This is a genomic window from Pseudomonas sp. GW821-FHT11G12, assembly GCF_058808055.1.
This window is the reverse complement of sequence record NZ_JBXARH010000002.1, coordinates 173339-199384: the sequence shown is the minus strand read 5'-3', so window position 1 is coordinate 199384 and position 26046 is coordinate 173339. Positions and strand designations below refer to the sequence as shown.

At 60.9% G+C, this 26046-nt stretch carries 26 protein-coding genes; 14 read left to right on the top strand and 12 right to left on the bottom strand.

All coding sequences use genetic code 11. The features are described from left to right. Positions 1 to 71 precede the first annotated feature (71 nt). The 3 genes from AC1RR7_RS08615 to AC1RR7_RS08605 all read left to right on the top strand — a co-directional run bounded on the left by AC1RR7_RS08615 (position 72) and on the right by AC1RR7_RS08605 (position 2109). Positions 72 to 512, top strand: a complete 441-nt coding sequence (locus tag AC1RR7_RS08615) for an EamA family transporter (RefSeq protein ID WP_016984014.1) — start codon at positions 72 to 74, stop codon at positions 510 to 512. 175 nt (positions 513 to 687) lie between these two features. After that, complete coding sequence (locus AC1RR7_RS08610; protein ID WP_102620644.1) at positions 688 to 1563, top strand: Tim44 domain-containing protein; 876 nt, start codon at positions 688 to 690, stop codon at positions 1561 to 1563. A gap of 138 nt (positions 1564 to 1701) precedes the next feature. Then, positions 1702 to 2109, top strand: coding sequence for an SMI1/KNR4 family protein (locus AC1RR7_RS08605; protein WP_007995855.1), 408 nt, complete (start codon positions 1702 to 1704; stop codon positions 2107 to 2109). A gap of 22 nt (positions 2110 to 2131) precedes the next feature. Here the strand turns inward: AC1RR7_RS08605 and AC1RR7_RS08600 are convergent, their stop codons facing one another. Then, complete coding sequence (locus AC1RR7_RS08600) at positions 2132 to 3895, bottom strand: cation:proton antiporter (protein WP_085708788.1); 1764 nt, start codon at positions 3893 to 3895, stop codon at positions 2132 to 2134. Positions 3896 to 4178: 283 nt separating this feature from the next. Here AC1RR7_RS08600 and AC1RR7_RS08595 point away from each other — a divergent pair, with 283 nt between their 5' ends. Beyond that, the gene (locus AC1RR7_RS08595; protein WP_003229693.1) at positions 4179 to 4661 is read left to right on the top strand and encodes an acyl-CoA thioesterase; all 483 of its coding nucleotides are present in this window, start codon (positions 4179 to 4181) and stop codon (positions 4659 to 4661) included. Positions 4662 to 4704: 43 nt separating this feature from the next. On the opposite strand, the gene pdxY is transcribed toward AC1RR7_RS08595, so the two are convergent. Continuing rightward, positions 4705 to 5577: a pyridoxal kinase PdxY gene (gene pdxY, locus AC1RR7_RS08590; RefSeq protein WP_085708787.1), complete on the bottom strand. Its 873-nt coding sequence runs from the start codon at positions 5575 to 5577 to the stop codon at positions 4705 to 4707. 117 nt (positions 5578 to 5694) lie between these two features. On the opposite strand from pdxY, the gene AC1RR7_RS08585 reads away from it, so the two are divergent. Beyond that, entirely contained in the window at positions 5695 to 6108 is a 414-nt protein-coding gene (locus AC1RR7_RS08585) for a DUF3301 domain-containing protein (protein WP_096817106.1), read from the top strand. Position 6109: 1 nt separating this feature from the next. Here the strand turns inward: AC1RR7_RS08585 and AC1RR7_RS08580 are convergent, their stop codons facing one another. Continuing rightward, complete coding sequence (locus AC1RR7_RS08580) at positions 6110 to 7081, bottom strand: CobW family GTP-binding protein (protein WP_493157115.1); 972 nt, start codon at positions 7079 to 7081, stop codon at positions 6110 to 6112. Positions 7082 to 7106: 25 nt separating this feature from the next. Here AC1RR7_RS08580 and AC1RR7_RS08575 point away from each other — a divergent pair, with 25 nt between their 5' ends. Continuing rightward, positions 7107 to 7463 carry an NADH:ubiquinone oxidoreductase gene (locus tag AC1RR7_RS08575; protein ID WP_096817102.1) on the top strand — a complete coding sequence of 119 codons (357 nt, stop codon included), beginning with the start codon at positions 7107 to 7109 and terminating at the stop codon, positions 7461 to 7463. Positions 7464 to 7467: 4 nt separating this feature from the next. Here AC1RR7_RS08575 and AC1RR7_RS08570 read toward each other — a convergent pair whose 3' ends face one another. Then, complete coding sequence (locus AC1RR7_RS08570; protein ID WP_273541204.1) at positions 7468 to 8118, bottom strand: DUF1826 domain-containing protein; 651 nt, start codon at positions 8116 to 8118, stop codon at positions 7468 to 7470. After that, positions 8118 to 9323 carry a zinc metallochaperone GTPase ZigA gene (gene zigA / locus AC1RR7_RS08565; RefSeq protein ID WP_493157113.1) on the bottom strand — a complete coding sequence of 402 codons (1206 nt, stop codon included), beginning with the start codon at positions 9321 to 9323 and terminating at the stop codon, positions 8118 to 8120. Before zigA ends, AC1RR7_RS08570 begins: the two co-directional genes overlap by 1 nt. Before the next feature lie 224 nt (positions 9324 to 9547). Here zigA and AC1RR7_RS08560 point away from each other — a divergent pair, with 224 nt between their 5' ends. Then, a complete protein-coding gene (locus tag AC1RR7_RS08560) occupies positions 9548 to 9922 on the top strand; it encodes a glutamine synthetase (RefSeq protein ID WP_096817097.1) in 375 nt (124 codons plus the stop codon). On the opposite strand, the gene AC1RR7_RS08555 is transcribed toward AC1RR7_RS08560, so the two are convergent. Then, the gene (locus tag AC1RR7_RS08555) at positions 9919 to 11118 is read right to left on the bottom strand and encodes an N-acetylmuramoyl-L-alanine amidase (RefSeq protein ID WP_493157111.1); all 1200 of its coding nucleotides are present in this window, start codon (positions 11116 to 11118) and stop codon (positions 9919 to 9921) included. The genes AC1RR7_RS08560 and AC1RR7_RS08555 overlap by 4 nt on opposite strands. 84 nt (positions 11119 to 11202) lie before the next feature. Here AC1RR7_RS08555 and folE2 point away from each other — a divergent pair, with 84 nt between their 5' ends. The 6 genes from folE2 to AC1RR7_RS08525 are packed head-to-tail and all read left to right on the top strand — an operon-like array spanning position 11203 to position 16415. Beyond that, positions 11203 to 12099 carry a GTP cyclohydrolase FolE2 gene (folE2, locus tag AC1RR7_RS08550; protein ID WP_493157109.1) on the top strand — a complete coding sequence of 299 codons (897 nt, stop codon included), beginning with the start codon at positions 11203 to 11205 and terminating at the stop codon, positions 12097 to 12099. Next, entirely contained in the window at positions 12096 to 12764 is a 669-nt protein-coding gene (locus tag AC1RR7_RS08545; RefSeq protein ID WP_102620636.1) for a metal ABC transporter ATP-binding protein, read from the top strand. The genes folE2 and AC1RR7_RS08545 overlap by 4 nt, the downstream gene beginning before the upstream one ends. Next, entirely contained in the window at positions 12764 to 13630 is an 867-nt protein-coding gene (locus tag AC1RR7_RS08540; RefSeq protein ID WP_096817091.1) for a metal ABC transporter permease, read from the top strand. Before AC1RR7_RS08545 ends, AC1RR7_RS08540 begins: the two co-directional genes overlap by 1 nt. A gap of 11 nt (positions 13631 to 13641) precedes the next feature. Continuing rightward, complete coding sequence (locus AC1RR7_RS08535) at positions 13642 to 14517, top strand: metal ABC transporter substrate-binding protein (RefSeq protein ID WP_493157107.1); 876 nt, start codon at positions 13642 to 13644, stop codon at positions 14515 to 14517. Further along, positions 14514 to 15074 carry a gamma carbonic anhydrase family protein gene (locus tag AC1RR7_RS08530; RefSeq protein WP_493157105.1) on the top strand — a complete coding sequence of 187 codons (561 nt, stop codon included), beginning with the start codon at positions 14514 to 14516 and terminating at the stop codon, positions 15072 to 15074. The genes AC1RR7_RS08535 and AC1RR7_RS08530 overlap by 4 nt, the downstream gene beginning before the upstream one ends. A 3-nt stretch (positions 15075 to 15077) precedes the next feature. Then, on the top strand, positions 15078 to 16415 hold the full coding sequence (locus tag AC1RR7_RS08525; protein WP_493157103.1) for a dihydroorotase: 1338 nt from the start codon (positions 15078 to 15080) through the stop codon (positions 16413 to 16415). A gap of 40 nt (positions 16416 to 16455) precedes the next feature. On the opposite strand, the gene AC1RR7_RS08520 is transcribed toward AC1RR7_RS08525, so the two are convergent. Continuing rightward, on the bottom strand, positions 16456 to 16974 hold the full coding sequence (locus AC1RR7_RS08520; RefSeq protein ID WP_493157101.1) for a DUF3617 domain-containing protein: 519 nt from the start codon (positions 16972 to 16974) through the stop codon (positions 16456 to 16458). A 146-nt stretch (positions 16975 to 17120) separates the two neighbouring features. On the opposite strand from AC1RR7_RS08520, the gene cls reads away from it, so the two are divergent. Further along, entirely contained in the window at positions 17121 to 18560 is a 1440-nt protein-coding gene (gene cls / locus AC1RR7_RS08515; protein WP_273540399.1) for a cardiolipin synthase, read from the top strand. Position 18561: 1 nt separating this feature from the next. Here cls and cfaB read toward each other — a convergent pair whose 3' ends face one another. The 5 genes from cfaB to hflK (AC1RR7_RS08490) all read right to left on the bottom strand — a co-directional run bounded on the left by cfaB (position 18562) and on the right by hflK (AC1RR7_RS08490) (position 25884). Continuing rightward, positions 18562 to 19749 carry a C17 cyclopropane fatty acid synthase CfaB gene (cfaB, locus tag AC1RR7_RS08510; protein WP_096817081.1) on the bottom strand — a complete coding sequence of 396 codons (1188 nt, stop codon included), beginning with the start codon at positions 19747 to 19749 and terminating at the stop codon, positions 18562 to 18564. A gap of 177 nt (positions 19750 to 19926) precedes the next feature. Continuing rightward, on the bottom strand, positions 19927 to 21834 hold the full coding sequence (locus tag AC1RR7_RS08505; RefSeq protein ID WP_493157099.1) for a heavy metal translocating P-type ATPase: 1908 nt from the start codon (positions 21832 to 21834) through the stop codon (positions 19927 to 19929). Then, the gene (gene hflK / locus AC1RR7_RS08500; RefSeq protein WP_493157097.1) at positions 21831 to 22889 is read right to left on the bottom strand and encodes a protease modulator HflK; all 1059 of its coding nucleotides are present in this window, start codon (positions 22887 to 22889) and stop codon (positions 21831 to 21833) included. Before hflK (AC1RR7_RS08500) ends, AC1RR7_RS08505 begins: the two co-directional genes overlap by 4 nt. After that, positions 22886 to 23929 (bottom strand): protease modulator HflC, encoded by a 1044-nt coding sequence (gene hflC / locus AC1RR7_RS08495; protein ID WP_102622619.1) that lies wholly within the window; start codon positions 23927 to 23929, stop codon positions 22886 to 22888. The genes hflK (AC1RR7_RS08500) and hflC overlap by 4 nt, the downstream gene beginning before the upstream one ends. Beyond that, complete coding sequence (gene hflK, locus AC1RR7_RS08490; RefSeq protein WP_493065580.1) at positions 23926 to 25884, bottom strand: protease modulator HflK; 1959 nt, start codon at positions 25882 to 25884, stop codon at positions 23926 to 23928. Before hflK (AC1RR7_RS08490) ends, hflC begins: the two co-directional genes overlap by 4 nt. Positions 25885 to 26046 lie beyond the last annotated feature (162 nt).

Sequence of the window (26046 nt, the reverse complement as noted above, 5' to 3'; positions counted from 1 at the left end):
TCGTTCCCACGTCGAGGCGTCTGCGTGGGAACGATCACACGGCAACGGTTCAATCCTGAAAGGTACGAAACATGGGCTCTGGCTTCTTTTCCTCCTGGACATTCTGGGCCCTGCTCTCGGCCACCTTCGCCGCGCTGACGGCGATCTTCGCCAAGGTCGGCATCGAAAACGTCAACTCCGACTTCGCCACCCTGCTGCGCACCATCGTGGTACTCGTCAGTCTGGCCTTGATTTTGTACGCCACGGGCCAATATCAGTCCTTGGGATCGATCTCTGCCAAGAGCTATCTGTTCCTGCTGCTGTCGGGCCTGGGTACCGGGGCTTCGTGGCTGTGCTACTTCCGGGCATTGAAAGTCGGACCGGCCTCGCTGGTCGCCCCGGTGGACAAGCTCAGCGTGGTGCTCGTGGCGGTGCTCGGTGTGATCCTGCTGGGCGAGAAACTCGACCTGCGCCAATGGGGCGGCATCGGCCTGATCACGGCTGGCGTGGTGATGTTGGCGTTTCGACGCTGATCAATTTCCCACTGAACATACCTACTTTTCCTACAGACAAAAGTACATGGCCTTATTGCCTCGACCGAGCTGAACGTAACCTGTCAGGCAAAAGCCCGAAACACTCTCTCGCTAGCCAGTGACATTTCAGCTGTGCAACATGGCGCGCGTGTCTCCACAAACGGGAATTCCCTTTATGAAACGTTTTCTTAGCATCGCCATGGCGTTGTGCATCGGCCTGACGATGAGCCTCGACGCCAACGCCAAGCGCTTTGGTGGTGGCAAAAGCGCCGGCGCTGCGCCGACGCACCAGACCAGCCAGATGGCTCCTTCTTCTCCAAGCGTCGGCGGCGCGGCAGCGACCGCGGGCGCTGCCGGTGCCGCTGGCGCCGCCGCCAAGGCCGGTGGCGCTTCCAAATGGCTCGGCCCTCTGGCCGGCATCGCCGCCGGTGGCCTGCTCGCTTCCATGTTCATGGGCGGCGGCTTCCAGGGCATGCAGATCTTCGACATCCTGATCATGGCCGTGATCGCGTTCGTGATCTTCCGCTTCATCGCCGCTCGTCGCCGCAAGCAGCAGGAGCAATTCGCTCCGGCCGGCGCGCCGATGCAGCGTGAAGTGTTCGAGCAGAAGCCGGCTGCCATGGGTTCGATCTTCGGTGGTTCGGCCGCTCCGGCTGCCGCCCGTCCGGTGATCAACGCACCGGCCTGGTTCAACGAGCAGCGCTTCCTCGAAGCCGCCCGCAGCCACTTCCAGGCGTTGCAGCAGCACTGGGACGCCAACGAAATGGACAAGATCGCCGAGTTCGTGACCCCGCAAATGCTCGACTTCCTCAAGCGTGAGCGTGCGGATCTGGGTGATGGCTTCCAGTCCACCTACATCGACAACCTTCAGGTTCAACTGGATGGCGTGGATGATCGTGCGGACAAGACCATCGCGACCCTGACCTTCACCGGTGTGTCGAAAACCTCGCGTTTCGACCAGGGCGAAGTGTTCAGCGAAAGCTGGAACATGGAACGTCCGCAGGGCGACAACCAGCCTTGGCTGGTCGCCGGTATCCGCCAGAACGGCTGATCACCTCCGACGTTTTACCCGCAGCAATAAAAACCCCGGCCTCGGCCGGGGTTTTCTATTTCGCGGTTGCATCTATAGCGAGCTACTGTATAAACCGCCCCATATAAACCGCGCCATTCAAGCAAGAGGATCCCGGACGTGGAAGAAATCATCGAACAACTGCGCGAAGCCAACGAACCCGTACCGGTTCCCCTGGAGTTGCCTGACGAAGACCAACTGGTGGAAGTCGAAGAAGAGCTCTTCATCAACATCCCGTTTGTCTTCAAGGAATTTCTGCTGACCGTCAGCGACGTGGTTTACGGCAGCCTGGAGCCGGTGACCGTCACCGACCCGCAGTCCCACACCTACCTGCCGGATGTGGCGGCCAACGCCTGGGACGCCGGCGTGCCGCGCGACCTGATCCCGATCTGCCAGGACGGCGACAACTACTACTGCGTCGAAGAAGACGGCACCGTGGTGTTGTGGTCCGGCGAAGAAGAGCTGATCACCGAAGAGTCCTGGGAATCGGTCTGGCACTGGGCACGGGACGTCTGGCTGGAAAGCTGATCCCCCCAGCCGCCCCGCCGGATCAATGCCCCGACGATTCCTTGTGGTTGTCGAGGGTTTCCAGCAAGGCCACCTGCATCCGCGTGTGCACCCGGATGAACCAGCGCCAGAGTAGCGCCGCCACGGCGGCCGCGACGACAGCGACCAGCACCAGCAACTTGTTGGTCGGCAAGATACTGGCCGACAAGGCTGCCAGCAGCAGGAAAATCACCAGCAGCGAGAGGATCGGGATCACTTCGGCGATCACCCGGCGCACTCGCTGTGTGTGACGCCCCGCCATCTCCGGCTTCACGCCCATCTCGGCCAGCAGCATCGACAGCGCCTTGAGCTTGCGATAGGCCGCGATCAGGAACGGCAGCGACAGCAGCAACGCCCCGCCCCAGATCAACGCCTTCTGCCAGCTCGGATCGCTGATCCAGTCCTGCAGCCACGTCGAGAGGCGCCCGGCAAAGAACGCGCCGGCAAAGAAGATCGCAATCACCAGCGCCAGATTGACCCCGACCTGCAACAGAATCCGCCGGATCATCGACGCCAGCATCGCGCCCTCGCCCTGCGGCTGAATGCTGCGCAGCCATTCGCCATACATCCCGAACACCCGCCCGAGACGCTGCGGCATGGCAGCAGACAGCTTGATCGACAGCGGATCGGCCGCGCGGATCAGGTACGGCGTCAGCAACGTAGTGATGACCGAGACCGCCACGGCGACCGGATAAAGAAAGTTGCTGGTCACCTGCAGCGTCATGCCCAGCGCGGCGATGATGAAGGAGAATTCGCCAATCTGCGAAAGGCCCATCCCGACCCGCAGTGAGGTGCGTCCGTCATTGCCGGCGATAAACGCACCGAGGCCGCAGGACAACATCTTGCCCAGCACTACGGCGACGGTGATCACCGCAATCGGCCACGCGTATTGCAGAAGGATCATCGGGTCGAGCATCAGGCCGATGGCGACAAAGAAGATCGCGCTGAACAGGTCGCGAACCGGTTCGATCAGGCGCTCGATCTTCAGCAATTGCCGCGACTCGGCCATGATCGCGCCGATCAGGAATGCGCCGAGCACCATGCTGTATTCAAGCTTGACCACCAGCAGGCAGAAGCCGAAGCACAGGCCGAGCACAGTGATCAGAAGCATCTCGTTGCTTTCGAACTTCGCCACATAGGCCAGCAATCGCGGGACCAGCAGAATACCGATGACCAGCGCGACGATCATGAACAGCGAGAGTTTGCCGACCGTGGAAAACACTTCACCGGAGCTGACCGTGCCGCTGACCGCGATGCTTGAAAGCAGCGCAATGATGCCGATGCCGAGAATGTCCTCGACGATCAGCACACCGAAGATCAACTGGGCGAAGCGCTCGTTCTTCATCTTCAGGTCGTTGAGCGCCTTGACGATGATGGTGGTCGAGGAAATCGCCAGGATAGCGCCCAGGAACAGCGAGTCCATGGTGTTCCAGTCGAACCAGCGGCCGATTTCGTAGCCGATCCAGATCATCAGGATGATTTCCAGGAACGCCGCGATAAACGCCGTGGCGCCGACCTTGAACAGCTTGCGCAGGCTGAACTCAAGGCCCAGGCAGAACATCAGGAAAATCACCCCCAGCTCGGCGAGGGTCTTGATGGTTTCTTCGTCGTGGATCAGGCCGAACGGCGGCGTGTGCGGGCCGATGATGAAGCCGGCGACGATGTAGCCGAGCACTACCGGCTGTTTGAAACGGTGGAACAGCACGGTCACCACGCCTGCGACCAGCATGATCACTGCCAGATCCTGAATAAAGCTGATGGCATGCATGGCGTGGGCTCCTTGAATGACGATGCTCGCGGCAGGCGTCTGAAAACGTCTGGGCGAGCTGAGTAAAAATCCGCTTTAGATGTAGGAATCGCCCTTGGGGTGGGCTTTTGCAGGGTAACACCGCGACTTCCGGCTGAAAGGCGGTGCAATATATGGAAACAGATCGATCCGGGCGTGACGGCGGCCAGTTGCCCGGCGTCCCGATAACGGTGGTTTTGAAAAGCGACCAGGCACCCGCAGAGGTGCTTCTTCCAGCAACCCTGCCTTGACCCGTGAGAACGTTATGGAACCCGGAAACGCCCAGCTGTCGATGACGGTACTGATGACCCCCGACATGGCCAACTTCTCTGGCAATGTCCACGGCGGCACCCTGCTCAAATACCTCGACGAAGTGGCCTACGCCTGCGCGAGCCGCTACGCCGGCCGCTACGTGGTGACCCTGTCGGTGGATCAGGTGATTTTCCGCGAGCCGATCCATGTCGGCGAACTGGTGACCTTCCTGGCGTCGGTCAACTACACCGGCAACACCTCGATGGAAGTCGGCATCAAAGTGGTCACCGAGAACATTCGCGAGCGCTCGGTGCGCCACACCAACAGCTGCTTCTTCACCATGGTTGCGGTGGACGATCAGCGCAAACCGGCCGCCGTACCGCCGCTGCAACCGCAGAACAGCGAAGACAAACGTCGCTACATGCAGGCCCAGCAGCGCCGGCAGATTCGCCAGGAGCTGGAAAAGCGCTATCAGGAAATCAAGGGCGACGCCTGAGTGACAGAGCGCTCGCGGGCCATGCCTGCGAGCGCTGCAATGATCAGAGGCTGATCGCTGTCGCCTCGAACTTCACCCGCGGATGAGCGATCCGGTCCTGCGCCCGCACCAGTTGCAGTTCATAGCTGGCGCAGGCCTGGGTTTCCAGCAGCACTTCATGCACCGCCGCTGCGGTGAATTCAAACGCCGCCACCAGACTGTCGCCGAGCAGCACCCGCGCCAGGAACAGGCCGGACGTCAGATCGCCCACACCGACCGGCTGACGTGGGAACGCCAGAAGCGGACGACGCAGGTGCCAACTGCCCTCAGCCGTCACCAGCAGCATCTCGAAGCCATCCGCCGGTTTCCCCGGGTAATCCAGATGTTTGACCAACACCGCCTTCGGCCCGCGCGCCAGCAGCGCGCGCGCCATCGCCAGGCAATCGAACAGCGACTGCGGCTTGCGCCCGGAGAAGCTGTCCAGCTCGAGCTGGTTCGGGCACATGAAGTCCGCTACCGCTGCGGCTTCGTCGAGCAGGAAGTCGCTGACTTCGGCCGGCACGCTGCAACCTTTCTCCGGATGGCCCATCACCGGGTCGCACAGGTACAGGGCTTTCGGATTGACCGCTTTGATCCGCTCGATGCCACTGAGAATCGCCCGGCCCTGCGCCGCACTGCCGAGATAACCGGACAGCACCGCGTCGCAATTGCCCAATTCACCGATGGCGGCGATACCTTCAACCAGTTCCGGGATCCGCTGCGGTGCCAGCACTTCCCCGGCCCACTGGCCGTATTGGGTGTGGTTGGAAAACTGCACGGTGTTGAGCGGCCAGACATTGACCCCGACCCGCTGCATCGGAAAAACCGCAGCGCTGTTGCCGGCGTGGCCGAACACCACATGGGACTGGATGGCGAGCAGATGAGGCGTACGTTTCATTCGGGTTTTTCCGTAAAACGATTGAAATTCAAGCCGCGCAGTATGCGACGAAACGCAGCCTGTACGACAGACCGGCGACGCAGTTAAGCTGATGCCAACTTTTGGAGTTTCTTGTTGATGCTGACCCTGGAAAACATTTTCGTGCTGATGCTGTTCGCCGTTGCCGGCGCGTGGCTGTGGCACAACCACGGCCTGCGTGAGCGGGCGCTGGAACGGGTCAAGCAGCATTGCGTGAATGTCGGCGTCGAATTGCTCGACGGCAACGTGGCGCTGAAGAAGATCGGTTTCATCAAGGATGCCAGTGGCCGTCGACGTCTGGCCCGGGTCTACAACTTCGAATTCACCGTAACCGGCGAAACCCGTCACAACGGCACCATCACCCAGTTCGGCCCCCACAGCGCTCAGATCGAACTGGCGCCCTACCCGGCACCGTTCGACGACACCCCACCGGTGGTGGAAGTGGCCAAGCCGACCGCGCAAGTGATCGAGCTGAGCCAGTGGCGCCAGGAACACACCAAGTGGAAGCCTTGAGTCAGGCCGCTTGAATCCGACAGCCGGCCAATCCTGCCTGCAACTCGTCGATCGCCTGCGGCTGGTCGAAAATCAGCTCGATCCGTGAATCCTTGCGCCACTCGCTGGGCTGCCAGTCCAGTTGGGTGTTATCCAGCGCATTGGCTGACCGCCAGTCATCCTGGCTGTGGATAACCAGCTTCGCCCGGCGCCAGTTCAGGGATTCCAGCCACTGAGTGATGCGAATCACGTCAAACGTCTGGCTTGGGTGCCAGCGCCAGCCGATGCTCCAACCGCCCTCCTGCGCCTGACTCAGGCAAATCGGCAAAACCGGATCGCTCCAGACGGCCGGCATCTGCGCCAGCCCCTTGGGCACGATCAACTTATCCACACCGGCTTGCGCTTGAGCCGCCACTCCTGGCAATTCGCTCAGGGGTAACGTCGCCTGCTGCGTCCAGATCAGCCTGACGGACGGCAACTGGCGGGCGATCAGCTCACGCTCGGATTCATCGAGGTTTTCTGCCTTGTTCAACACCAGCAGGCCGGCATTCGGGATCGCCTCCTGTTGAGCCGGAGGCAGTGTCTTGCCCGCCACCAGTGCCTGGGCGTCCAGCACCAGAACGCAGGGCTGAACGGCGAGAACGCCTTGCCATGGCGCCTCGCTCAGTTGTTGCAGCAACTGCACCGGATGCCCCAATCCGGAAGGCTCGATGAACAGGCGATCCGGCTGAGACTTGCGCAATAAACGTCCCAGCCCGATCTGAAACGGCGCACCGTTCACGCAACACAAACAGCCCCCGGCCACTTCGCCCAGTGCGATACCATCGGCGTCCCGGGTCAACAGCGCAGCGTCGAGGCCGATCTGGCCGAACTCGTTGATCAGCACCGCCCAGCGCTCACCGGCCGGTCGCTGCGCCATGAGCTGGCGGATCAGGCTGGTCTTGCCGGCACCCAAGGGACCTGCGATGACGTGGGTGGGAATGTTCTGCAACATGATCAAGGTTTTCTGGAGGTCGGGAATGCGGTGGATGGGATGGTCGTTGCTGTTGGCGTTGGTGTCGGGCGAAGCACTGGCCCAGGCCTGTGTGGTGCACAGCCAGGCGGAACGCCTCGACGTGAAGGTCTGCCAGCAGAACCGCAACATCCCGGAGAAACTGTTCAATGACGGCTTCTGCAAACCCACTCTGGCGGGGCAGACAGTCGACGTGCAGTACGTCGATCAGTGCCCTACCGGGGCTTTTGGCGTGTGCAGCAACGCGCAAGTCGCCAATATGCCTTATCGCCAGGATATCCACTATTACGGCGTAGCCACCGATGCCGCCTATTTGAAGCCGTACTGCGAAAGCCAGAGCCAGGGCAACTGGCTCAAGCCTTGAGGCATCAGCCCAGCCAGTCGAGGGTCAGCATCAGACGCCGTTCACCCGAAGCCGGTTGCGGAGAACGATGGATCAGGCCGAAACCTTCGTTGCCGTGCCACTTTTCTCCTTTGAGCAGCGCCACTTCGCCGCTGACCAGTTGCTGAATCCGCGATTTTTCCTGCGGTTCGGCGAGTGGTTTTCCCAGTTGCCGGCGATCCATTTCCCCTTCCTTCAGCCACTCGCTGCCAATACCGGCGTAGGTGGTAATCAGCCGGACAGGCACATGATCAACGTGAAAACGCGGGCACATCGCCTTGTCCAGCACACGCAAGCGCAGGCCGATCCGCCGTGCCCCGAGCAGGCAGGCGAAGGCGCCGACCAGCCATTTCAGGTCGGCGATAAAACCTTCATAGCCTTCCAGATCACGGAATCCACTGGCCAGTCCCGTCAGGTCCGGTTCGGTGTCTTCGTCGTGTAATTCGAGGCTCAGCGCTTCGGCGTAGGGCTCATCCAATGAAAGCAACAATCTCGCGAAATCGGCGACATGCAGCGGAAGCTGCCGCTGCCAGACGGCAAGGTTGATTTCATCTTCCAGGATGCTCGCCAGCGCTTGTGGGGTCGGGCCGAGGACTTGCTGACGCGTTCTGTTTTGCAACGGTTTGAGGGCAAGCATCACGCGGCCTCGTCATGCCAAGGGCCGAACGGATCGGCCAGTAATCGCCATCCTTCAACACCGAGCGCCATCTCGGCATCGGTGAGCAGGCAGTCATCCAGGGCTGACTTGAGTTGTGCGAAATCGATGTTCTGGCCGATAAACACCAGCTCCTGACGACAGTCTCCTACGCTGGCGGTCCAGTTCTCCATGATCGCAGCGGTGCTTTCCTGATCCTGTGGCCACTGATTCTTCGGCACGAAACGCCACCAGCGCCCGGCGAAACCGTGGCGCATCAAACCGCCCGCCTGGGACCAGCTGCCGGCATCCGTGGGTTTGCTCGCGAGCCAGAAGAAACCTTTGGAGCGCAGCAGCTTGCCGTTCAGCCAAGGCCGATCGATGAAGTCGAAAAAACGCTGAGGATGAAAGGGTCGACGCGCGCGGTAAGCCGTGGACGCGATGCCGTACTCCTCGGTTTCCGGCACATGTTCGCCACGCAATTCCTGTAGCCAGCCCGGGGCGGTTGCGGCCCTGTCGAAGTCGAAGCGGTGGGTGTTGAGGATCTTCTCAAGCGGCACTTCGCCCATCACCATCGGGATGATTTCGGCGTTAGCGTTGAGCCGCTTGAGGATCGCCATCAGCTCTTCCCGTTCGCTGCTGCTGATCAGATCGATCTTGCTGATCAACAGAACGTCGGCGAACTCGATCTGTTCGATCAACAGATCGGTGATCGAACGCTCATCTTCTTCTCCAAGAATTTCGCCACGGGAAGCCAGGCTTTCGGCGGCCTGGAAATCAGGCAGGAAATTCAGGCCGTCGACTACAGTGACCATGGTATCGAGGCGAGCGATGTCCGTGAGGCTTTGGCCCTGCTCGTCGCGGAAGGTGAAGGTCTCGGCAATCGGCAGTGGCTCGGAAATGCCGGTGGATTCGATCAGCAGATAATCGAATCGACCTTCCCGGGCCAGTTTGGCGACCTCCTCCAGAAGGTCTTCGCGTAACGTACAGCAGATACAGCCGTTGCTCATTTCCACGAGTTTTTCTTCTGCGCGGTTCAGGTCGACATCACGCTGAACTTCGCTGCCATCAATGTTGATTTCGCTCATATCATTGACGATCACCGCCACACGCAGATTGTCTCTGTTACGTAGTACGTAATTCAAAAGTGTACTTTTTCCGGCGCCGAGAAAGCCGGATAAAACGGTCACGGGAAGCGGGGAAGACATGGGGTAAACCTCATCAAACGGTAGCTAAACGCAGGAAACGCTCTCGGCGGCAGGCGTTCTTGGGCTTCGACGAGACCGTCAGAGAAGCAGACGCTTGAATACAGGAGCCACGGAAAGCCCGATTGAATTTATGTTATAGTATAACAATATTAAAGATCCACTTTCTTCTTGCCGGAAATGACAAAGGGCTGGAAGCTGGAAACACTTCGCCCTTGAGCCGCCTCATGAAAACTGCGCTGAAATGCTCACTCCTCGGTCTCGCCTTGCTGGCCTTCGACGTATGGGCACAAGTCCCGGGGCTCGCTACCTGCACGCGCAGCGCTAACCTGCTGGCGTGTGTCGATGCCAATGGCAACGCCTATAGCGTCAACACCGCCGGCAAGACGATTTACCTACGGGGTTTCGAGAAGATTGGCCAACGTTACTGGGCGCAAACCAACAGCATTTACGGGCAACTGACGTTCTTCACCGGGATCGCTTCCGACGGCGAAGCCTGGGTCGGCTACAACCGCCGGGTGGGCTGGACGACGATCAACCGCTTCTCCAGCTCCGGCGGAAGCACCGGGAAGTTCACCTGCAGCCGACTCACGGGCTGCTAGACACGCGCTTGTTGCCGCTCCTGCTGCCAGGCGATGTAGCTGTCAGCCGGTGGGTTTTTCTGGAAATATCGCTGCAACCCTTCAAACAATCCATCAGCCACCGCTTGCTGATGGCGTGCCGTGACCAGCCGCTGACTGTCCCGCGCGTTGGAAATGAACCCGGTTTCCACCAGAATCGACGGCACATCGGGTGACTTCAGCACCGCAAATCCTGCTTGTTCCACACGCTTTTGATGCAGCGTGGTGATGCCCGCCAGACTCCCCAGCACCGTGCTGCCTAACTGCAAACTGGCGGCGATCGTGGCGTTCATCGACATATCGAGGATGACCCCGGCGAGCATCGGGTCCTTGTCCTTCAGATTCAGCAGGCTGGTTGCACCGAGCAGATCCGCGCCGTTTTCCCGCTGTGCCATGAAGCGCGCAGTGGCCGACGTCGCGCCACCTTCAGACAAGCAATACACAGATGCGCCGGAAGCGGTCAGGCGCGGTGCGGCATCCGCGTGCACCGAAATGAACATGTCGGCCTTGTGCTGACGGGCAATATCAACGCGCTTGCGTAGCGGCACAAAGAAGTCGTCGTTGCGTACAAGCTTCACATCGAAGCCTTTTTCCCGCTTCAAGCGACGCGCGAGCAGCTGTGAAATCGAGAGCACAACGTCTTTCTCACGCTCACCTTTTGCACCGACTGCACCAGGGTCTTTACCGCCATGGCCAGGGTCGACCACGACAATAATGTCTCGTTTTGGATGATTGGTTTTCCCGGGTGTTTCACGTGGAACGCTCGGCGCTGCCACTTTTGAATTGCTCAAAAGATCCAGAACCAGGCGATGCCCCTGCCCATCCTGAGGTTCCAGCAGGAAGGTATTGAGCTGAACCGGACCACTCAAATCCAGAACGATTCGGGTATCACCCTTTCCAAAATGCCCTGAGCGGATGCTGCGAATAACCGTTTCGCTGAGCGCCAATTGGCTGAAATCGCCACTCAAACTGGCACCACTCAAATCGATGATCAGACGATCCGGTGCACTCAGTGTGAACGTCTTGTAGCTCACTGGCCCGCTCAAATCGAAGACCAACCGAAGCTTGTCATCCGAACGCCAGAGGCGTGCATTGCGAATTTGTGTGGCGCTGACACTGAAAGGAAAAGCCAAAGCAGCGCTGGCCAACATCAGGTTAAGCAAATGGCGTCTGTGCATATGAAAGCCCGTTCATGAAAAAGGCATCGTGATTTGAATTGTTATAATGTAACATCAAATTCAATCAACACGATGGTACTGAACATGAATGCGCTGACGCTGCCGGATATCGCCGCGCAAGCCGCCCGCCAAGCTTTGCCGCTTGATTGGGTGGGAATGCGTGGCATCGCTCTACCTGTCTTTATCGAGGGCCAACGCCTGGCAGCAAAAGCCGATGCGGGTGTCAGCCTCGATGACGGCGAAGCCCGTGGCATTCACATGTCACGGTTGTATCTGGCGCTGGAAACGCTGGAACAACAGAACCTCACTCCCGCACTTCTGCACCAGGTTTTGCAGCGTTTTCTCGACAGCCATGAAGGTCTGGCCAACAGCGCCTATTTGAATATCCATACGGATTTGCTGCTCAGAAGGCCCGCATTGGTCAGCCCATTGGCAGGATGGAAAACCTATCCGGTGACTATTGCAGCCACTCTGAAAAACACAGTGTTCCACGTGGAACTGAAAATCGAGGTGGCCTATTCCTCGACTTGCCCCTGCTCTGCCGCTCTGGCGAGGCAATTGATCCAGCAGCAATTCGTCGACGATTTCGCCAACAAGCCGTTGCAACATGCCGAGGTTCTGGCCTGGCTGGGCTCGACTCAGGGGATCGTCGCAACGCCCCACAGCCAACGCAGCACCGCGCAACTGCATCTGCACCTGGATGAATTCGTCGATGGTTTGCCACTGACCTCGACCATCAACGATGCCGAAGCGGCCCTCGGCACCGCCGTGCAAACCGCAGTGAAACGCGCCGACGAACAAGCCTTCGCCCTCGCCAATGGCCAGAACCTGATGTTCTGCGAAGACGCCGCGCGCCGCCTGAATCTGGCGCTACGTCGCTCACCCGGTATCCGCGAGTTCCACCTCCGCGTGATCCACGCCGAAAGCCTCCACGCCCACGACGCGGTCGCAGAAAGTCACTGGCGCCGGGAGACCGCATGATTCGTTTCCAGTCCTTGAGTTGGGGATCACCCGGCCAACCCCTCACTCCACCCCTGAGCCTTCAATTGGAACGCGGCAGCCTGACCGCCATCATCGGTGTCAACGGCAGCGGTAAAAGCAGCCTGCTGAAAGTCATCGCCGGACTGCAGAGACCTTTGGCCGGCGCCGTTGCATTAGGCGTCCCTCGCCAAAGCGGCTTGTCATTCCTCCCTCAGCAACAGCACCTGGACCGACAATTCCCGATCAGTCTTCAGGAATTGGTAGCCGCCGGTTTCTGGGGGCGTCGACTGTCAACGCAATTGCGCGCACAACGCCTCACCCAGGCACTTGAAGATTGGCACTTGAGTGGCCTTGAACAGCGCCCGTTGATGGCCCTCTCCGGCGGTGAACTGCAACGCGCCCTGCTCGCTCGACTGAGTCTCGCCGACACGCCTTTGCTGCTGCTCGACGAACCCCATGCCGCTCTCGATGAATTGGGTCAGGCATTGCTCTGGCAACACCTGCATACCTGGCATGAGCAAGGCCGGACACTGGTCATGGTGGGCCACGACCTCGCCGCTGTCCGCCAACACATTCCACAAACGCTGCTGATCAAACACAGCGGCTGCGTGTTCGGCCCCAGTGTCGAACTGATCCAGCAAACACCCAACGTGCAGGTGGCCTGATGCACGCCGCCGCGCATTTCTGGCAACCGTTCCTTGAGTTCGTGTTCATGCGCCGGGCACTGCTCGGCGGTTTGCTGCTGGCGTGCAGCACTGCGCCATTGGGCGTGTTCCTGATCCTGCGACGCATGAGCCTGATCGGCGACGCCGTCGCCCACGGCATCCTTCCCGGTGCCGCGCTCGGCTTCTGGTTTGCCGGCCTGAGTCTTCCCGCGCTGACCCTCGGCGGCCTCGGCGCCGGTCTGAGCATGGCCGGACTCGCCGCATGGATCACTCGCCGTACCGGCCTGCGCGAAGACGCCAGCCTCGCGGCCATTTACCCGATCTCCCTGGCCAGCGGCGTGTTGATTCTGGGCATCGCCGGCAAACGGCTCGATCTATTGCACTTGCTGTTCGGCTCGGCACTGGCGGTCGACGGACCGACCCTCAACGGCATGTTGGGCGTTTCGCTGCTGAGTCTGATTGCCATGGTGCTGATCTATCGCCCGCTCCTGCTCGACACCCTCGATCCGCTGTTCCTGCGCACCGTCAGCCGACTCGGCCCGATCGCCCATGGGGTATTTCTGACTCTGGTGGTACTGAATCTGGTCATCGGTTTCCAGGCCATCGGTGCGCTGATGGTAGTCGGACTGATGATGCTGCCCGCCGCCGCTTCACGCTTCTGGAGCCGGCGCCTGCCAATCCTGATCGCCATCGCCGCAGTCATCGGTTGCCTGTCGGTATGGCTCGGTCTGTTGCTGTCGTTCTACTACTCGCTGCCCAGCGGTCCGGCCATCGTGCTGGTCGCGGGCATCGGTTACCTGTTGTCCGTCGTGCTCGGGCCGGTACACGGCCTGCTGCGCCGCCCGCCCTTGCTCACATCCCAATGAGGTGTTTCCCGATGCGCGCTCTACTTGTGTTGTTCAGCCTGATGCTGTCGATGTCATTGTCGGCGGCGGAGAAACTGCCGGTGGTCACCAGTTTCAGCATCCTTGCCGACATGGTGCATCAGGTCGGCGGCGAGCATATCCAGATCACCAACATGGTCGGCCCGGACGCCGACGCCCACACCTACGAACCGACGCCGGACGATGCCAAGGCACTTCTGAAAGCCAAACTGATCGTCAAGAACGGGCTGGGTTTTGAACCCTGGCTGGACCGACTGGTGACCAGCACCGACACCAAAGCCACCGTCATCAGCGCCAGCCACGGCGTGATTCCCCGCTCTCTGGATGAAGATGGCGAAACCGTTCCCGACCCTCACGCCTGGCACAACCTGGCCAACACCGAGCTGTATGTCGCCAACATCACCAAGGCACTGATCGCCGCCGACCCAGCGAACAAAGCCGACTACGAACGCAACAGCAAGGCCTACCTGAAACAGATCTACGCCCTTCTCGCTGAAGCCAAGGCCAAGCTCGGCTCCCTGCCGCCGGGCAACCGCAAGATCGTCACCAGCCACGACGCCTTCGGTTATCTCGGGCAAGCCTACGGGATCGACTTCATGGCGCCGCAAGGTCTGTCCACCGAGCGCGAACCTTCCGCCGCCGAAGTCGCTGCACTGATCACCCAGATCCGCCAGGCCAAGGTCAAAGCGGTGTTCATGGAAAACATCAAAGACGCGCGCCTGCTCAAACAGATTGCCGATGAAAGCGGCGCACACATCGGCGGCACGCTGTACTCCGACGCCCTCGCCGCGTCAGGTCCGGCCAGCAAGTTCACCGGCCTCTTCGAATACAACCTCAACACCCTTTACGACGCCCTGAGCCAACCATGATCCGCAAAAATCCTTCCGGCGATCTGCCGCAAATTGCCGAGTCTGCCTACGTCGATAAAACCGCGATCATCTGCGGCAAAGTGGTGATCGGCGAAAACGTGTTCGTCGGCCCCTACGCCGTCATTCGCGCCGATGAAGTAGACGCTTCGGGCGAGATGGAGCCGATCACCATCGGCGCCAACTCGAACATCCAGGATGGCGTGGTGATTCACTCCAAATCCGGCGCGGCGGTGACCATCGGTGAGTTCAGCTCCATCGCCCACCGCTCGATCGTGCATGGCCCGTGCGAGGTCGGCGACCGGGTGTTCATCGGCTTCAACAGCGTGCTGTTCAACTGCGTGGTCGGCAACGGTTGCGTGGTGCGGCACAACTCGGTGGTCGATGGCCGGGATCTGCCGGATGCGTTCTACGTGCCCTCCACCACCCGCATCGGCCCGAACACCGACCTTTCGCAATTCCCGCCGGTGAGCGTCAGCGCTTCGGAGTTTTCCGAAGACGTGGCGCGCACCAACGTCGATCTGGTGCGCGGCTACAAAGCCCTGCAGAACGAGTTCTGAACCATGAACAGTGTGCTGATTCGCAATGCGCGCCTGGTTGATGACGGGCATGAGTTCTACGCCGATCTGTTGGTCAGCCACGGTCGCATCGTCAAGATCGGCCGCAGCATTGAAGGCGAAAACGCCACGCTGGAAATCGACGCCAACGGCCAATGGCTGTTGCCGGGAATGATCGACGACCAGGTGCATTTCCGTGAGCCGGGCTCGCCAACCAAAGGCAGCATCTACACCGAATCCCGCGCAGCCGTGGCTGGTGGCATCACCAGTTTCATGGACATGCCCAACACCAACCCGGCCACCCTCACCCTCGAAGCGCTGGCCGACAAAAAGCGTCGAGCGGCGATCAACTCGGTGGCCAACTACGGATTTCACTTCGGCGTCAGTCACAACAACCTGGACACCGTCGCGGCGCTCAATCCCAGTGAAGTGGCCGGGGTCAAAGTGTTCATGGGGGCGTCGACCGGCAACATGCTGGTTGATGACCCCAAAACGCTGGAACGATTGTTCGCCGAGGTGCCGACGATCCTGCTGGCCCATTGCGAACACACGCCGAGCATCGAGGCCAACGCCGTCAGGTTGCGCGAGCAGTTCGGCGAGCATCTTCCACCCGACGCCCACGCATTGATCCGCAATGCCGAGGCCTGTTATCGCTCCTCTTCGCTGGCGGTGGATCTCGCCAAACGCCATGGCACTCGCCTGCACGTGCTGCACCTGACCACCGCCCGGGAACTGCAACTGTTCGAGGACAAACCTCTGGCGCATAAACGCATCACGGCGGAGGTTTGCCTGCATCACCTGCTGTTCGATGATCGCGACTATCCGGACTTCGGCAACCAGATCAAATGCAACCCGGCGATCAAAAGCCAGGCTGATCGCGATGCGCTGCGTCTGGCCTTGTCGAGCAATCGACTGGATGTGATCGGCAGCGATCACGCTCCGCATACCTGGGCGGAGAAACAGCTGTCGTATGCCCAGGCACCATCCGGCCTGCCTCTGGTGCAACATGCGTTGCCGGCGTTGTTGGAACTGGTAGCGGATGGCGTGCTGCCGATCACCACGCTGGTAGCGAAGACCAGCCATCGGGTGGCCGACCTGTTTGCCATTCCGGATCGCGGTTATTTGAGGGAAGGTTATTGGGCGGATCTGGTATTGATTCAGCCAGAGCCCGAGGGTGTCGCGGTATCACGACAACCGATCCTGTCACAGTGCGGATGGACGCCGTTTGCTCGTCGAAGCTTTCGCCATCGGGTGAGTACGACGCTGGTGTCGGGACAGGTTGCGTGGCACGACAATCGGCTGCATGACGGGTGTCAGGGATTGCCGTTGCGGTTCATGCGCTAGAAAAAACCGCCCACACACTGTTGTGGGGGCGGTTCGATTTTCAGGCTCTTGGTTTGACGGTGCCGCAGTCCTGGCCCAACCACACGGCGCGGGTTTCCAGACTGCCCTTCCGGTTGATGCCGATGGCATTGAACGTGCCGTTGGCGATGGTGGTGAACTCACGATCGCTGACGAACGTCGCCACACCGGTGCCCGAGGCTCGCGGGCAACTGAAACGGAATTTCCATTGGTTGCCGCTGCGCTCGGTGATCTGCTGTTTGCAGCCCGACTGCGGGTCTGCCAGCGGAATATCGTTGGTCGCCACTTGCTGCGGCGTCAGGCAGGCACGGATGCCTTTGCCACCGATGTTGATCCCTTGCTTCTCCAGCGCCGCCCGCTGTTGCGGGGATATCTGGCCCTGAATCTGGCCGAGGATCGATTGCACGTCCATGGCCTGATCATCGACCTTTACGTTGCTCGACGTCATTTCCCACAACCCCGGCTGCAGCATTTGCGCCTGAGCAACCAACGGCAAGGCCAACCCCAGACCCAGCGCCAAACCCAGCAGACGAACGTTCATTGAAAAACTCCTGATCAGTAGTGGCCGTTAGACGCCGGCCGCTTGTTTCGGTTCATGGCCTGCTTTCATGGCTAAAAAGAAAATAGCGACAACCGCAAAGGAACATGGTCTGTTAAGCATTGAATCTTCAGGAGCAAGGTTGCCCCATGGATTATTTTGGACCGCACATCTTCGGTTATCTGATCGCTCTGATACATAGTCTGGGCACGATTGCCGCCATCCATGCGGTGTTGACCGTCCGTACCGCGCAAGGCTCGATCGCCTGGGCGCTGTCGCTGATCTTCATTCCCTATCTCACCCTCATTCCCTACCTGGTGTTCGGTCGCAGCACCTTCGACGGTTATATCAAGGCCCGGCGTCAGGCCAACGAACAGATGCGTCAGGCCGTTTCCGAACTCAACTGGCGGCCGTGGGTAGAGGAAGCCCTGACCGCTCGCGCCTCGAATGCCTACGACTCACTACGGGCGATGCCGAAGCTGGGCCGCATGCCGTGCCTGGCCAACAATGAAGTGCAATTGCTGATCAACGGCACCGCCACCTTCGACGCGATTTTCCACGCAATCGACCAGGCTCGGGAAGCCGTGCTGATTCAGTTTTTCATCATTCACGACGATCACCTCGGCCAGCGCCTGCGCGAGTTGCTGCTGAAGAAAGCCGCAGAAGGCGTTGCGATTCATCTGCTGTACGACCGCATCGGCAGCCACGCCCTGCCCCACAGTTACGTGCAGGCCCTGCGCGATGGCGGAGTCGAAGTTAAAGCGTTCGCTACCCGCAGCGGCTGGCTCAATCGCTTCCAGGTGAATTTCCGCAACCATCGCAAGATTGTCGTGGTCGACGGAATGATCGGCTTCGTTGGCGGGCATAACGTCGGCGACGAATACATGGGCGAAAAACCACCCCTGGCACCCTGGCGCGACACCCACGTTCAGGTGCGCGGCCCGGTGGTCGCGTGTATGCAGGAGTCATTTGCCGAAGACTGGTTCTGGGCCGCACGTACGCTGCCGCCGCTGATCCTGCCGGACGTCTATCCGGAAGACGGCGTGCTCTGCCAACTGCTGGCCAGCGGCCCGGCGGATGCCTACGAAACCTGTTCGCTGTTCTTCGTCGAAGCCATCCATGCCGCGACTGAACGTGTGTGGATCACCAGCCCTTACTTCATCCCCGACGAAGCGGTGTTCGCCGCATTGCGCCTCGCGGTGCTGCGCGGTGTCGATGTGCGATTGCTGCTGCCGTCGCGCCCCGATCACCGCATCGTTTACGCAGCATCGAGCCTTTACGCGTTCGAAGCGGTGCGCGCCGGGGTGCGGGTGTTCCGCTACGAACCGGGTTTCCTGCATCAGAAAGTGGTGTTGGTCGACAGCGAAATCAGCGCCATCGGCAGCGCCAATCTGGACAACCGTTCGTTCCGGTTGAATTTCGAAGTGATGTTGCTGACGGTCGACAGCGAATTCGCCGGCCACGTGGAACAGATGCTCAATGAGGACTTTGCCCAGGCCTACGAAATCGCCAAGGAAGAAGGCCGGGAGATCCACCGCCTGCAACAACTCGGCATGCGGATCGCCCGGCTGATTTCACCGATTCTCTAGCTCAAGGGTTATAGATGTCGTCGCGGGTCCACGGCAGTTCATGGCTGCCATCGGGGTGGGCCTTCACCGCGAGAATCTGGTGCAGATTGATCCAGCCCCGGGCAAACGCGTAGGCGCAACCGGCCAGGTACAGGCGCCAGATACGCAGGGCCTGATCCGGCACCAGTTTGCCGGCCGCTTCGAGGTTGTCTTCCAGCCGTTCGCTCCAGTGGTCCAGCGTGCGCGCGTAATGCAGACGCAGGCTTTCGACATCGACGACCTCCAGACCGGCCTCGCTGATCTCGGCCGAGATCATTGCCAGGTGTGGCAGCTCGCCGTTGGGGAACACGTATTTTTCGATGAAGTCCCCGGCACCGCGTCCCACCGGACGGCCATCGGTGTGCTTGGCGGTGATGCCGTGGTTCATCACCAGACCGCCCTCTTTCACCGCACCGAACAGGGTTTTGCAGTACTCGGCCAGGTTGGCGTGACCCACGTGCTCAAACATGCCGACGCTCACCACTTTGTCGAAACGCCCGTCCTGCGGCAGATCGCGGTAATCGAGCAGTTGCAGTTCGATCTGGTCTTCCAGGCCTTCGGCTTTGACGCGCTCCCGAGCCAAGGCCAACTGCTCCTTGCTCAGGGTGATACCGAAGACTTTGGCACCGAACTCACGGGCGGCGTAACGCGCCAGACCGCCCCAACCGCAACCCACATCCAACAAGTAGTCACCCGGTTGCAGGCGCAGCTTGCGACACAGGTGCCGGAACTTGGCCTGCTGGGCCTGCTCCAGGGTTTCGCTGCCGGTTTCGAAATAGGCGCAGGAATACGCCATGTCGCTGTCCAGCCACAGCTGATAGAACGCGTTGGACAGGTCGTAGTGGTAGGAAATGGCTTTGGCGTCGGTTTCCTTGTCGTGCACGGTTCGCACCGGCTGACTGTCTTCGTCCTCGTCGAGCAACGCGTTGCTCAACTCATCGCAGACCCGGATGACCTCGCTGATCGAGCCCTCGAGTTCGAGCTTGCCCTCGACGAACGCCGCCCCCAGCGCATCAAGACTTGGATGGGTAAACTGGGTCACCATCGACGGGTCCTTGACCACGATGGTGACGCTGGGCGTCGGGCCCAGATTGAATTCATGGCCGTCCCAGAGTCGCAGGCGAAGCGGAAGCTGCAGATTCTGTAAGGCCGGTGGAAGTTGCGCGAGCATGGAATATCCCCCTGGTTTCAGACGTCTGATCTGAGGGTAGACCATCCTTGAAAATTAGCAGGCTATCGATTCGATAGTCGCCACCTATCAGCCAACGTGGCTGCAACGGCACCGATCTCCGTGCTTCAGTGCGCCTTATCTGAAGACTTCAAGACCGGCGCACAGTTCGAAAAATGATCAATTCTGCTCGTTCAGCTTCAACAGGGGCTCCTGGAATCGCAACAAGCGACCGGCATTGCCCAACACCAGCAGTGTGCTGAGATTGTGCAGCAACGCTGCGATCATCGCCCCGGCGGCGCCCAGCCAGCCGAACGCGGCGAACACGACGATGGCCAGCGTCCAGCCCAGACCGATGATCACGTTCACCTGCAGCGTGCGCCGACATTGGCGGCTCAGGCGCACACAGGTGCCGAGCCTGCGCAGGTCGCTGCCGATCAGCACGATGTCGGCGGACGCCAGTGCGATGTCCGCACCGCCCGCCCCCATCGCGACCCCCACCACACCCGCCTTGAGTGCCAGCGAATCGTTAATGCCGTCGCCGACCACCATCGGCCGGAAACCGTTGTCGATTTCCTTCAACACGCGATTGAGTTTGTCTTCGGGCAAGGCCTGAGCTTCGACTTCATGCAGGCCGACATCCCGCGCCAGGGTTTGCGCCACGCTCTGACGGTCGCCGGTCAGCAACAGTTGCCGACCGAGGCCCAACTCGCGCAGTTCGCTCAAGGCGAATCGTGCTTCCGGTTTGACGCTGTCGGCGAGCAACAGCCAGGCGAGAAACTCACCGTTCAAGGCCAGGCCGGCGATCGGGCCGTCGTGATCGGGAACCGATGTGGTCGGGATGCCCAGTTGCGCAAACAACTCCGGGCGACCGAGTGCCGCTTCACCCTGCTCCGTCTTGGCGACCACACCCAAACCTTGCCGTTCGTGAATGTCGGTCAGTACCAGCACGTTGTCCGCATGAACCAGACCCGCCAGTGCACGACTGACCGGGTGACTGCTGGCAGCGCCAAGACTGGCAGCCAGCGCCATCACCGAATCGTGATCCGCCTGCGCGCTGTTGATCGACTGCAAACGCAACGTGCCGTAGGTGAGCGTGCCGGTCTTGTCGACCACCAGGGACGTGAGGTCAGCCAACTCTTCAAGGAAGGCCGAACTGCGGATCAGAATCCCGTGCCGCGCCGCGACCGCCACACCAGCAATCGCCGTGGCCGGTGCCGACAACACCAGCGCGCAAGGACAGGCTGCGACCAGCACCGCCAACATTGCCTGCGCATCATTGGTGACAAACCAGGTCACCGCCGCCAGCAGCAACACCAGCACCATGTAACTGCCAGCGTAACGTTCCAGCAACCGGGTGATCGGTGGCTTAGAACGCTCGGCGTTCTGCATCAACGCGATGACCTTGCCCAAGGTCGATTCATCGCCGGTGCGGGTCACTTCGATACGCAGCAAACCATCGAGGTTGATCGCCCCGCCAAACACGGTCATTCCGACGCCCGCCTCCACCGGCACCGACTCACCGGTGATCGACGCCGTATCGAGGCTGGCCTGGCCGGACAACACCCGACCGTCCGCTGGCACCCGATCGCCGGCCCGCACTTCAACGGTATCGCCGGCCTTGAGCGTGCCGTTATCGACTTCGATTACAGTGCCGTCCGCCTGGATTTTCCGTGCATGGCTGCGAGTAAGTTGACCCAACGCGTGAATCGCCTCCTGCGAGCCAATCACGCTGCGCTCCTCCAGCACATGGCCGAAGATCATGATAATCGGCAACAGCGCGGCGGTGAGCAGATCACCGGTGGCCCAGGCGCCGAGCATCGCCAGTGCGATCAACTGATCGGTGATGCCGTGCAGGCTTGGGTAACGCAGGCTGAACCACGCCGAACGCATCACCGGCACTGCGACCAGCAAAGAAGCAACACCGAGCAGCAACTGACTGACACCGGTTTGCTCCGGCATCATCCAGCGCCAGATCAAACCAAGCCCGAGCAAGCCAAGGGCGAGCATCGCCAGGGTCAATTGGCGCGCAGCGCGGCGTTGCTCGGCCGAGGACAACAGGCTCGGTGCGGCGGTAGTGGCGGTCATTTACTGGCTCCCTGAATGATCAGGCGGGAATCGTCTTTCGGATCGACCGTGGTGACCGAACCGGCCTGGCCGAGAATCTTCGGTATCCGCTCGCGGTAAAGGCGCAACAGCATTTGCGGGTCGGTGCCCTGTTGTCGGGCCTGGGCCAGACTCAATACGGTCGCGGTATCGGCGGAGGCTTTTGCCAACCGCTCACCGGCCTGGGCATGGGCGACCTGCAAGGTACGGTCGGCCAGTTCGTTGGCGGTCTGGGTGATTTTTTCAGCGTCGGTGCGGGCATTGGCCACCGCTTTGTCGGCCTGCTGGCTGGCAGTCAGTACGGCATTGAATGCACCGACCGCCGGCTCGGGCAGACTCGATTGCACATCGACCCGCGCCACTTCGATACCGATGCCCTGCCCGCTCGCCTTCAATTCGGCCAAGCGACGATTGATGCCCTGAACCAGATCGCCGCGCAGGCGTTCACGTCGTTCGGCGGCTTGATTGTCGGCGCCGATCAGTTCCGGTCGCGCCACCAGAATGGTGTCCAGATCCCGCGCCGCCGTCAGGGCCACCGCACTGCGGGTCACCAGTCGATCCAGTGCCGGCAGCACATGGTCGCCTTGCAGCACGAAGTCATAGGGATCGGTGACCTTGTAGAACACCCGCACATCCAGCTGCACCACCCCGGCATCACCGGTGAGCAAATAGCCTGAACCGGCCAATGCATCGCTCAGCGGTGTGGCGAACGTCGCAACGCGATCGGCCTGTATTGCAGCAGGACTGCGCAATAGGTTTTCCACTCGACGCTCGATGACCCGATCCGCCGCCGGCAGCAAAACAACCTGTTCGAACGGCTGCGGCCAAGCCAACAACAACCCGGCATTCTGGATGCGATTCAGTGCACCGAAATGCATGACCACCGCGCGATTCTGCGGGTCGATCTGCCGCACGTTGGAAAACGCCCAGGCCAACGCCGCCAGCACCGTCACCGCGTACAGGGCAAAAAACGCCAGACGTCCCGCCTGAATCCACGGACTGTTCAACGAATTTGTTCCACGTGGAACTTCACTCATGGCTGCGTTCCGGTCTTGCTGTCCATATTCGGCGGACCGTCCACCAACACACGGAATGGCGCGGCGTCGGTGCGCAGGATCAATTTGGTGTCCGGCGTGACGATAGTGCCGAGGGTATCCAGCGAACGCAGCAGGTTGTACAGCTGCGGCGATCCGGCATAAGCACGACCATAGATCTGCGCCGCTTCGACCCGTGATTGCGCCTCGATTTCGGCCGCTTTCACCGTCGCGTCAGCCTGGACGATTCGCGCATCACGTTCAGCGCCGGAACGAATCTGCGCGGCTTCACGCTTGCCGATCGCCGTGCGTTCGGTGGCGATGGTTTCACGCTCGGCGCGCATCCGGTCAACCGTCGCGGTGAGCGTCACCGACGGCAAGGTCAGTCGCTCGATACCCACTTGCACCACGCGCACACCGTAAGTGGCGAGCAACTGCTGATCGATCTGTTGACGTAACTGCGCTTCGAAATCGGCGATGTGCACCTGGTTGGCATCGGTGTTGACCAGATTGGCCAGGTCGAAACTGCTGGCGGTGGTCTCCAGTGCCGAGCCGACAAAGGTACGAATCTGCCGCGCCGCCTCATCTGGCTGATTCTGCACTGCGCGCATGAAACGCTGAACATTGTCCGCGTCACCCTGCACCTGCCACGCGACATACGCTTGCACAATGATGCGCAAACCGTCGCGGGTGCCGACGTCCTGCAAACCACTCGATGTGGTGCGCAGACGCAGATCCACCGGGATCGCTGCTTCGAACGGTGCCGGCCAACGCCAGCTCAGTCCCGGATCCAGCAACACCCGGGACGGATTGCCGAAACGGGTGATGACTGTGGCTTCGCCGGAGCGCACCTGCACCAGACTTGCCGCTGCGATGGCAAACGCCACCAGCAACACAGCCCAGCCCATGCGTCGCCACGGGAAAGGCCCCGCCTCTTCCGGTGCACCATGATGGTGGTGGTGATGCCCGTGATGGTGATGGCCGCCATGAGCATGGTCGTGACCGCTGTGGTCAGGGTGATCGTGTGTATGCGACTGGCTCAATGGGTGGCTCCTGGTTGAGCGGTGGTGCGCGCCGGCGTCGGGTCAGCCGGCAGCGTGAACGTACGCAGGTCGATGGTCGGCGCGTTGCTGCTGCCGCCCAGACGATGGTCGAGCACCAACAGTTTGGCTTTGCCCAGTCCCTGACTGAGCTGGCTTAGGTATTGCTCCAGAACGAAGGCCTGGCCAGCGCTGGCGTAGGCTTTCTGCTCGGCGCTGAATTTCAGATCCGCCGCGCGGGCGGTCGAGCTGGTTTCGTGGGCATTGGCACTGGCTTGATCGCGCGCGAGGCTGGCCTGCAACTGAGCCTGATTGCTCGCTTCGGCCGCCGCGCCACGTTCCCGGGAGATCAATGCCTGAGCTCCAATCTGCGCTGCTTGCACGCTGTGATAAGCGTTGGCAGCACCGGCCGGCGGGTGAATCGCTTCAACCACGGTGGCGAGAATTTCTACGCCGCTGTCGAGTTTCTGCAGATCGTTTTGCACCGCGCGGCCGATCTCGTCAGCCAGCCCTACCCTGTCCTGCCCCAGCAAACCGTCGAGGGTGCGTGACGCAAAATCGTGGACCAGAATCCGGCTCGCGGTGCTGCGGATCAGCGTCGGCACATCCGCACTGTTGTAAGTCGCAGCCAACGCCGCCTGATCGCTGAGACCAATGCGGTAGACGAAACGCACATCCATGTTGACGATCTGGAAGCTCTGTTGCTCGCCACGGCTGCTGGCGATGACCTGGGATTTATCGTTGACGTGGCTGGCATCCCAAAGACGATTAGCGGTGATCGGTGCCGGACCTTCCGCCGGATCCGGCTGAACCGGCGCCGGGTTTTCGCCGACGCTGGTCGCCAGTTCGTGCACTACGCCGTTCTCCACGTTCAACACCCGGCCCAGCGGCCACGGCAGACCGGCATGCAAACCGGGGCCGAACACCTGCACCGGTTTGCCGAAGCGCTCGTAGATGCCACGGCTTTGCAGCGGGATTTCATGAATGCCGGTAAGCAACCAGCCCACCGCGGCCACCAGCACCAGCACCGGCAGGAACGCGCGGCGCATGTAGCTGAAAGCCCAGATCTGCCGCAGATCGATACCGAAGCGGTTGTGCAATTCGTGCTGCAAGGCGAGCAATGGTTGCGGCGGCCAGCGCAGCAGATCGGCGACGAAACTGCGGGCCAGCAGCACCGGTTCAAGTTGTTCGCGGCGCGGACTGAACAGCGACAGCACGGCACGCAGCAACAACTCCAGCGCGACCAGCCCCGGCAGGATGCCGATCAACACCGCCAGCCGCACAGGCCAGACCGAATTCTCGCTGGCAAACAGCAAGCACAATGCACCCAGTACCAGACTGATGATGACCACTCGAACCAGCTGCGCCAGCGCTCCCGCCTCGGGCCATTGCGCCGGGTTTTCCTGAGCCAGTTGCCGCTCCAGCACCAGCAGACCGAACGCCAGCAGCAGCGCAATCGCCGCGCTGACGGAAGCGGACAAACCCACCGCAGCCGAAGGCAATGCCAGGTTCCACACCTGCTCGATGCCGAGCAACGCCAACAGCGCCAGACCGCCCAGCCACAAGGTTGCCGCGCCGATCTGTCCCAGCACATGCAGGCTGCGTCGGCTCAATCGATCCAGCAGTCGCTCGTACCAGCCGTCCGGCCCCGGCGTTTCTGCCTCGACAGTCACCGGCACCACCGGGTTGATCACCCGCGCCCGCCAATCGGCCACCCACCACGCCGATTGCAGCCCGGCGACCAGCACCAGCAACGCCGCGCTCTGATTGACCAGCAGCGCCGGCCACAGCGATTGCGAGGCGAACAGGCCAACAAAAAACGCCAGCACCCCTCCGGCCACGGCCAACCCGCCGAGTCCGATGGCCAACCGGCGCAATCGGCGACCCTGAGCCGCCGCCTGCTGAAAGCGCGGCAAACCGGTCACTTGCGTGCCATCAACGTCCAGATCGACTTGCATAACCCCCCAAAACCCTTGGCTCACTGCACAACTCGTTACGATATAACGAAATCCGTGAAATATTTGTACTCAATTTCACATTCAAGGATGCCCAACCTGTCGCGTTCCTGAAGCCTTGACCGAAATGTCCGGAAACGCACATATTACGTACGTAATTTTTAG

What these genes read in the sequence shown, in the direction of transcription:
- AC1RR7_RS08615 (WP_016984014.1), top strand. Translation starts at nt 72, where the DNA reads ATGGGCTCTGGCTTCTTTTCCTCCTGGACATTCTGGGCCCTGCTCTCG.
- pdxY (WP_085708787.1), bottom strand. Translation starts at nt 5,577, where the DNA reads ATGAAACGTACGCCTCATCTGCTCGCCATCCAGTCCCATGTGGTGTTC.
- cls (WP_273540399.1), top strand. Translation starts at nt 17,121, where the DNA reads ATGGATTATTTTGGACCGCACATCTTCGGTTATCTGATCGCTCTGATA.
- AC1RR7_RS08540 (WP_096817091.1), top strand. Translation starts at nt 12,764, where the DNA reads ATGCACGCCGCCGCGCATTTCTGGCAACCGTTCCTTGAGTTCGTGTTC.
- cfaB (WP_096817081.1), bottom strand. Translation starts at nt 19,749, where the DNA reads ATGCTCGCGCAACTTCCACCGGCCTTACAGAATCTGCAGCTTCCGCTT.
- AC1RR7_RS08560 (WP_096817097.1), top strand. Translation starts at nt 9,548, where the DNA reads ATGAAAACTGCGCTGAAATGCTCACTCCTCGGTCTCGCCTTGCTGGCC.
- hflK (WP_493065580.1), bottom strand. Translation starts at nt 25,884, where the DNA reads ATGCAAGTCGATCTGGACGTTGATGGCACGCAAGTGACCGGTTTGCCG.
- AC1RR7_RS08595 (WP_003229693.1), top strand. Translation starts at nt 4,179, where the DNA reads ATGGAACCCGGAAACGCCCAGCTGTCGATGACGGTACTGATGACCCCC.
- AC1RR7_RS08570 (WP_273541204.1), bottom strand. Translation starts at nt 8,118, where the DNA reads ATGCTTGCCCTCAAACCGTTGCAAAACAGAACGCGTCAGCAAGTCCTC.
- AC1RR7_RS08600 (WP_085708788.1), bottom strand. Translation starts at nt 3,895, where the DNA reads ATGCATGCCATCAGCTTTATTCAGGATCTGGCAGTGATCATGCTGGTC.
- AC1RR7_RS08545 (WP_102620636.1), top strand. Translation starts at nt 12,096, where the DNA reads ATGATTCGTTTCCAGTCCTTGAGTTGGGGATCACCCGGCCAACCCCTC.
- AC1RR7_RS08525 (WP_493157103.1), top strand. Translation starts at nt 15,078, where the DNA reads ATGAACAGTGTGCTGATTCGCAATGCGCGCCTGGTTGATGACGGGCAT.
- folE2 (WP_493157109.1), top strand. Translation starts at nt 11,203, where the DNA reads ATGAATGCGCTGACGCTGCCGGATATCGCCGCGCAAGCCGCCCGCCAA.
- zigA (WP_493157113.1), bottom strand. Translation starts at nt 9,323, where the DNA reads ATGTCTTCCCCGCTTCCCGTGACCGTTTTATCCGGCTTTCTCGGCGCC.
- AC1RR7_RS08610 (WP_102620644.1), top strand. Translation starts at nt 688, where the DNA reads ATGAAACGTTTTCTTAGCATCGCCATGGCGTTGTGCATCGGCCTGACG.
- AC1RR7_RS08520 (WP_493157101.1), bottom strand. Translation starts at nt 16,974, where the DNA reads ATGAACGTTCGTCTGCTGGGTTTGGCGCTGGGTCTGGGGTTGGCCTTG.
- AC1RR7_RS08555 (WP_493157111.1), bottom strand. Translation starts at nt 11,118, where the DNA reads ATGCACAGACGCCATTTGCTTAACCTGATGTTGGCCAGCGCTGCTTTG.
- AC1RR7_RS08505 (WP_493157099.1), bottom strand. Translation starts at nt 21,834, where the DNA reads ATGACCGCCACTACCGCCGCACCGAGCCTGTTGTCCTCGGCCGAGCAA.
- AC1RR7_RS08575 (WP_096817102.1), top strand. Translation starts at nt 7,107, where the DNA reads ATGCGGTGGATGGGATGGTCGTTGCTGTTGGCGTTGGTGTCGGGCGAA.
- AC1RR7_RS08580 (WP_493157115.1), bottom strand. Translation starts at nt 7,081, where the DNA reads ATGTTGCAGAACATTCCCACCCACGTCATCGCAGGTCCCTTGGGTGCC.
- AC1RR7_RS08585 (WP_096817106.1), top strand. Translation starts at nt 5,695, where the DNA reads ATGCTGACCCTGGAAAACATTTTCGTGCTGATGCTGTTCGCCGTTGCC.
- AC1RR7_RS08535 (WP_493157107.1), top strand. Translation starts at nt 13,642, where the DNA reads ATGCGCGCTCTACTTGTGTTGTTCAGCCTGATGCTGTCGATGTCATTG.
- AC1RR7_RS08530 (WP_493157105.1), top strand. Translation starts at nt 14,514, where the DNA reads ATGATCCGCAAAAATCCTTCCGGCGATCTGCCGCAAATTGCCGAGTCT.
- hflK (WP_493157097.1), bottom strand. Translation starts at nt 22,889, where the DNA reads ATGAGTGAAGTTCCACGTGGAACAAATTCGTTGAACAGTCCGTGGATT.